The following is a 6,477-nucleotide window of genomic DNA, read 5'->3' as shown; positions in this document are numbered from 1 at the left end:
CTTGGCGTACATTTCGAACACCTGGCCCTGGTTGAGGAAAATCACCTTATAGATTGGGGCTTCACGTTTGGTCATGGTGGGCGGGCAACACATCGGGGGATAAAAATAGGGCGCGAACTATAGCATAGCTACCCGATGCGCAACGCTAGGAACCTGTGGGCATGGCCCCTATAATGCGCGGTTCTTTGAATCACGTGAGACCGAGGTCCATGGCCAAGAAGCTTTACATCGAAACCCACGGTTGCCAGATGAACGAGTACGACAGCTCGCGCATGGTGGATCTGCTGGGTGAACATCAGGCCCTGGAAGTCACCGCTCGCGCCGAAGACGCCGATGTCATCCTGCTCAATACCTGTTCCATTCGCGAACGCGCCCAGGACCGGGTGTATTCCCAACTGGGGCGCTGGCGCGAGCTGAAGCTGGCCAACCCGGAGATGGTGATCGCCGTCGGTGGTTGCGTGGCCAGCCAGGAAGGCGCGGCCATCCGTGATCGGGCGCCCTATGTGGACGTGGTCTTCGGCCCGCAGACGCTGCACCGCCTACCGGAAATGATCGACGTCGCGCGCGCCACCAAACTGCCGCAAGTGGATGTCTCGTTCCCGGAAATCGAAAAATTCGACCACCTGCCCGAACCGCGCATCGACGGCCCCAGCGCCTATGTTTCGGTGATGGAAGGCTGCAGCAAGTACTGCACCTTCTGCGTCGTGCCCTATACCCGCGGCGAAGAAGTCAGCCGCCCATTTGACGACGTGATCGCCGAGATCATCCATCTGGCGGAAAACGGTGTTCGTGAAGTCACCTTGCTGGGCCAGAACGTCAACGGCTACCGGGGTCAGACCCACGACGGGCGCATGGCGGACCTGGCCGAGCTGATCCGCGTAGTCGCCGCGGTCGATGGTATCGAACGAATTCGCTACACCACATCGCACCCTCTGGAGTTCTCCGACAGCCTGATCCAGGCTCATGCCGAAGTACCAGAACTGGTGAAACACCTGCACCTGCCGGTGCAATCGGGCTCGGACCGCATTCTGGCGGCGATGAAGCGCAACCACACCGCCCTGGAATACAAGTCCAAGCTGCGCAAGCTACGGGCGGCAGTTCCGGGAATCTGCATCAGTTCGGACTTTATTGTCGGTTTCCCCGGCGAGACGGAGAAAGACTTCCAGCAGACCATGAAGCTGATCGAGGACGTAGGCTTCGACTTCTCCTACTCCTTTGTCTACAGCCAGCGCCCAGGCACCCCGGCCGCCGACCTGGCCGACGACACACCGGAAGCGCAGAAGAAGGAGCGCCTGAACGCGCTGCAGCATCGCCTGAACCAGCAAGGGTTCGAGATCAGCCGACAAATGGTCGGCTCGACCCAACGTATTCTGGTCACCGATTACTCCAAGAAAGACCCTGGCGAATTGCAGGGCCGTACCGAGAACAACCGGATCGTCAACTTCCGTTGCGACAATCCCACACTGATCGGCCAGTTCGCCGACGTGCACATCGACTCGGCGCAGCCCCATTCGCTGCGCGGCTCACTGTTATCGTAAGAACTGACTTGTGTAGGAGCTGGCTTGTCAGCGAAGAGCCCCTCAAGAGCGCCTTCGCCGACAAGCCGCCTGCTACGAAGAAAGCCTCACCGGCCATTGCTCCGCATAAGAGCTTTCGCACCCAGGCCGCTGGCGTTATCCTTGAATTCATCTTAATTGCCGTTGGGCGGCTAAAAAACGACCTTGAACGCACCCATAGAACCTCATCGTTTCATCCTCGAACCCTTCGAGGCTCGCCGCTTCGCCAATCTGTGCGGGCAATTCGACGAGCATTTGCGCTTGATCGAACAGCGCCTGACGATCGAGATCCGCAACCGCGGCAATCAGTTCGAACTGATCGGCGAACCCAAGCACACCACCTCCGCGGAAAATCTTCTGCGCCGTCTCTACCGGAAAACCAAGGGCACCGAGCTATCGCCGGACCTGGTACACCTGTTCCTTCAGGAATCCGCCGTGGAAGAGTTGGACAACCCATCGGTCGCCGATGCCGCCGTAGCCCTGCGCACCAAGAAGGGCATGATTCGCCCTCGCGGCCTGAATCAGCAGCGCTATGTGAAAGAAATCCTCGGCAATGACATCAACTTCGGCATAGGCCCGGCCGGTACCGGCAAGACCTACCTCGCCGTGGCCTGCGCCGTAGATGCCCTGGAGCGCGAGCAAGTGCGGCGCATCCTGTTGGTGCGACCGGCCGTTGAAGCAGGAGAGAAGCTCGGCTTCCTGCCTGGCGATCTGGCACAAAAAATCGACCCGTACCTGCGCCCGCTATATGACGCGCTGTATGAAATGCTCGGTTTCGAACAGGTGGCCAAGCTGATCGAGCGCCAGGTCATCGAAATCGCGCCCCTGGCTTACATGCGCGGCCGGACCCTGAACAACAGCTTCATCATCCTCGACGAAAGTCAGAACACCACCGTGGAACAGATGAAAATGTTCCTCACCCGGATCGGTTTCGGCTCCACCGCTGTGATCACCGGCGACATCACCCAGGTCGACCTGCCCAAGGGCACCAAGTCGGGACTGGCCCAAGTGATCAACGTGCTCAAGGATGTACCCGGCATCAGTTTCACTCACTTCATGCCCAAGGACGTGGTGCGCCATCCTCTGGTGCAACGTATTGTCGAAGCTTATGAACGCTTCGAGCTGCGAGCCGACGACGAGGCCGCCAAGGCTTCCGCCGACAGGGGCAACCGCCGCGATGCTTGAGCTTGACCTGCAACGTGCCAGCCAGCAGCCGGCCCCCAGCGATGAAGATTTCCGCCAATGGTGCGAGCTGGCTCTGCGCCAGCGCACCGCCGATTCGGAACTGACCATCCGCCTGGTGGACGAAGACGAAGGCCGTGAGCTGAATCACACCTGGCGTCACAAAGATTACGCAACCAATGTGCTGTCATTTCCTGCCGACGTGCCAGATGAGCTGCTGGATATCCCTCTGCTGGGGGATCTGGTGATCTGCATTGCGGTGGTCGAACGCGAGGCCGCCGAACAAGGCAAGGAACTTAAGGCCCACTGGGCCCATCTGGTGATTCACGGCTGCTTGCATCTGTTGGGTTACGACCATATAGATGATGACGAAGCCGAAGAAATGGAAGCGCTGGAACGAACGTTGCTTGCTGAGCTGGGTCATCCCGACCCTTATGCAGACGACGAAAGCTGATCAACAACATCCACCTGTAATAACCAAGGATTCAGAGCAATCGCTATGAGCGAAGATCGATCGAGCAACGGGCAAAAGTCATGGCTGGGCAAACTGACCCAGGCTTTTGCCCATGAGCCGAAAAACCGCCAGGAGCTGCTGGAGCTGCTGCGCGAAGCCCATCAGAACAAATTGCTGGACAGCGAAGCGCTGGCCATCGTCGAAGGCGCCATCCAGGTCGCTGACCTGCAAGTCCGGGACATCATGGTGCCGCGTTCGCAGATGATCAGCATCAAGGCGACCCAGACACCCCGGGAGTTCCTGCCTGCGGTCATCGATTCGGCGCACTCGCGCTACCCGGTGATCGGCGAAAGCCATGACGACGTGATGGGCGTCCTGCTGGCCAAGGACCTGCTGCCGCTGATCCTCAAGGAGAACGGCGACAGCTTCAACATCAAGGATCTGCTGCGCCCGGCGACCTTCGTCCCCGAGTCCAAGCGCCTGAACGTGCTGCTGCGCGAGTTCCGCGCCAATCACAACCACATGGCCATCGTCATCGACGAATACGGCGGCGTGGCGGGCCTGGTAACCATCGAAGACGTGCTGGAACAGATCGTCGGCGACATCGAGGACGAGCACGACGTTGAGGAAGACAGCTACATCAAACCGCTTCCCAGCGGCGACTTCCTGATCAAGGCGCTGACGCCGATCGAGAACTTCAACGAGTTTTTCGACAGCGACTTCTCCGATGATGAGTTCGATACCGTGGGCGGCCTGGTGATGAGTGCTTTCGGTCACTTGCCAAAACGCAACGAAATCACTGAAATCGGTGCCTATCGCTTCCGCGTGCTCAACGCCGACAGCCGGCGAATTCATCTGCTGCGCCTGACCCCCATCTCCCGTTAGGGACTAAGGGTCATCAGTCCTCCCCCGTACAGAATCATCATCCCAAGGCCAACGACCTGGCCCCGGGACGACAGATCTCGGGGGCGGACTGTCAAACATCGCTGCAGGGTTCGCCGCTCATCTGAATCCACCCACCCAATCTCCTCGCGCCCCGCCCGGCGCGAAACAGGAAAGAGCTGATGAAACGCCTCTTGCAGCGCTCAACCCGACCCGGCTGGCCCGGCAACCTGCTGGCCGTTGCAGCCGGCGCCATCACCACCCTGGCCTTGGCGCCCTACGACATCTGGCCCCTGGCGCTGCTGGCGGTAGGACTGTTCTATGCCGGTCTGCGGGAGCTCACGCCCCGCCAGGCTCTGGGCCGTGGCTGGTGCTTCGGTTTCGGCCTGTTCGGCGCCGGCACCAGCTGGATCTACGTCAGCATCCACACCTACGGTGGTGCATCCGCGCTGCTTGCCGGCCTGCTGATGCTGGCCTTCATCGCCGCCATTGCCTGGTTTTTCGCCCTGCCCGCCTGGCTTTGGGCCCGCTGGCTGCGGCGCAACGAAGCCCCCCTGGCGGACGCTCTCGCATTCGCTGCCCTGTGGCTGGGGCAGGAAGCGTTTCGCGGCTGGTTCCTCACCGGTTTCCCCTGGCTCTACTCCGGCTACAGCCAGCTCGACGGCCCCCTGGCCGGACTCGCACCTGTGGGCGGCATCTGGCTGATTTCCTTCTCCCTGGCGTTGACCGCTGCGTTGCTCTACAACCTGCCGCGCCTGATCAAGGCCGGACGCAAGGGGTTTATCGTCGCCGGCCTGTTGCTGCTGGCTGCGCCCTGGGCAGTTGGCCTGGCACTCAAAGGTCATGCCTGGACCAGCCCTTCGGGTGATCCGCTTTCGGTCGCCGCCATCCAGGGCAATATCGAACAAAGCATGAAATGGGACCCGGCCGAGCTCAATGCCCAACTGGCCCTGTACCGCGACATGAGCTTGAGCAGCAAGCGCGTGGACCTGCTGGTCTGGCCGGAAACCGCCATCCCGGTGCTCAAGGAGTCAGCCGAGGGCTACCTGACGATGATGGGCAACTTTGCCGCCGAGCGTCATTCCGCACTGATTACCGGAGTTCCGGTGCGCCAGTTGGTGCACCATGAAAAACGCTACTTCAACGGCATCACCGTGACCGGCGAAGGCGACGGCACCTACCTGAAACAGAAACTGGTGCCCTTTGGCGAGTACGTGCCCCTGCAGGAGTTGCTACGCGGCCTGATCGACTTCTTCAACCTGCCGATGTCGGACTTTGCCCGCGGCCCGGCCGACCAGCCGTTGCTGCAAGCCAAGGGGTATCGGATTGCACCGTTCATTTGCTACGAAGTGGTCTACCCTGAGTTCGCCGCCGGCCTGTCAGCCCGCAGTGACCTGCTGCTGACCATCAGCAACGACACCTGGTTCGGCACCTCCATCGGCCCTCTGCAGCATTTGCAGATGGCTCAGATGCGCGCCCTGGAAGCCGGGCGCTGGATGATCCGCGCCACCAACAACGGGGTCACCGGGCTGATTGATCCGTTCGGCAAGATCACCGTGCAGATTCCACAGTTCGAGCGGGGCATTCTCTATGGCGAAGTGGTGCCCATGCACAACCTGACGCCGTACTTGCAGTGGCGCTCATGGCCTCTGGTAGTGCTCTGCGTCCTGTTGTTTGGCTGGGCCTTGCTGGCCAGCCGCATCGCCAAGACCGTTTAGAAACCTTCGCCGGCAAGCCGACTCCCGCTGGAGTCGGCGCGCTGATCAGCGATAAAAGAGGCGATAGCCTAACTGGCCCACTGCCTCGTTCAGCAACTGGCCGCTCTGCCAGATCGACTTGAACTCCGGCATCCAGCCCCCCAACGGGCGGGCGTTATCCACTCCCAGAAAACCTACCGGTGCCGGCACTACGACAAATCCTGCGCGCTCAAAACTCCAGACGGAACGGGGCATGTGCCAGGCCTGGGTCACGACCACCACGCGCTTGATACCCAATGGCTGCAAGACTTCGGCGCTGAACTGGGCGTTTTCCCATGTGGTGCGGCTGCGACCTTCCTGCCAGCGCACGGGCACACCAAAGTCATTGAGCAGTGATTCGGCCATCAGTGCAGCCTCGGTGGGCGGCGTGCCGTAATGCAGGCCGCCACTGGTCAACAAAGGCAGCCCGGAAGCCTTGGCCAGCCGCGCTGCATAACGCTCGCGCTCCAACCCCACGCCTGTGGGCTGGTCAGCCCCCCAAGCCGGATCACCCCGCTCACGGCCGGAACCCAGGACTACGATCGCATCCGCCTGCTCTGCCAGGCTGGTCCATTGACTCTGTGGCAAGGGCGGCAACCGTTCAAGTCCGCGCGCGCCCCACTCCACCATCACCGGCAGGCTCATCAACCAGAAGCCCCCCAACCCC

General features: G+C 61.0%; 6 protein-coding genes and 1 pseudogene. 5 read left to right on the top strand and 2 right to left on the bottom strand.

Going from position 1 to position 6,477, the window contains the following annotated elements; genetic code table 11:
- Positions 1–75, bottom strand: a pseudogene (locus BLX41_RS34720) (DUF1820 family protein); the annotation flags it as partial.
- A gap of 134 nt (positions 76–209) precedes the next feature.
- On the opposite strand from BLX41_RS34720, the gene miaB reads away from it, so the two are divergent.
- The 5 genes from miaB (at position 210) to lnt (ending at position 5,792) form a co-directional block, all read left to right on the top strand.
- Complete coding sequence (gene miaB, locus BLX41_RS07675) at positions 210–1,538, top strand: tRNA (N6-isopentenyl adenosine(37)-C2)-methylthiotransferase MiaB (RefSeq protein ID WP_185073443.1); 1,329 nt, start codon at positions 210–212, stop codon at positions 1,536–1,538.
- Between the two features lie 183 nt (positions 1,539–1,721).
- Entirely contained in the window at positions 1,722–2,741 is a 1,020-nt protein-coding gene (locus tag BLX41_RS07670) for a PhoH family protein (RefSeq protein ID WP_123724397.1), read from the top strand.
- On the top strand, positions 2,734–3,192 hold the full coding sequence (gene ybeY / locus BLX41_RS07665; protein ID WP_123724396.1) for an rRNA maturation RNase YbeY: 459 nt from the start codon (positions 2,734–2,736) through the stop codon (positions 3,190–3,192). Before BLX41_RS07670 ends, ybeY begins: the two co-directional genes overlap by 8 nt.
- Positions 3,193–3,237: 45 nt before the next feature.
- A complete protein-coding gene (locus BLX41_RS07660) occupies positions 3,238–4,077 on the top strand; it encodes an HlyC/CorC family transporter (protein WP_011063653.1) in 840 nt (279 codons plus the stop codon).
- Between the two features lie 191 nt (positions 4,078–4,268).
- Positions 4,269–5,792 carry an apolipoprotein N-acyltransferase gene (lnt, locus tag BLX41_RS07655; RefSeq protein WP_123724606.1) on the top strand — a complete coding sequence of 508 codons (1,524 nt, stop codon included), beginning with the start codon at positions 4,269–4,271 and terminating at the stop codon, positions 5,790–5,792.
- 45 nt (positions 5,793–5,837) lie between these two features.
- Here lnt and BLX41_RS07650 read toward each other — a convergent pair.
- On the bottom strand, positions 5,838–6,477 hold a 640-nt coding region (locus tag BLX41_RS07650; RefSeq protein ID WP_259744531.1), incomplete at its 5' end, for a YdcF family protein.

Origin of the sequence: Pseudomonas protegens (assembly GCF_003732485.1) — a bacterium.
In the GTDB taxonomy this organism is placed as follows: Bacteria; Pseudomonadota; Gammaproteobacteria; order Pseudomonadales; family Pseudomonadaceae; genus Aquipseudomonas; species Aquipseudomonas protegens_B.
This window is presented reverse-complemented; position numbering and strand designations above follow the sequence as displayed.

Bases quoted from the DNA above. Each gene is read 5' to 3' on its own strand.
- ybeY (WP_123724396.1), top strand. From the start codon at position 2,734: ATGCTTGAGCTTGACCTGCAACGTGCCAGCCAGCAGCCGGCCCCCAGC.
- miaB (WP_185073443.1), top strand. From the start codon at position 210: ATGGCCAAGAAGCTTTACATCGAAACCCACGGTTGCCAGATGAACGAG.
- BLX41_RS07660 (WP_011063653.1), top strand. From the start codon at position 3,238: ATGAGCGAAGATCGATCGAGCAACGGGCAAAAGTCATGGCTGGGCAAA.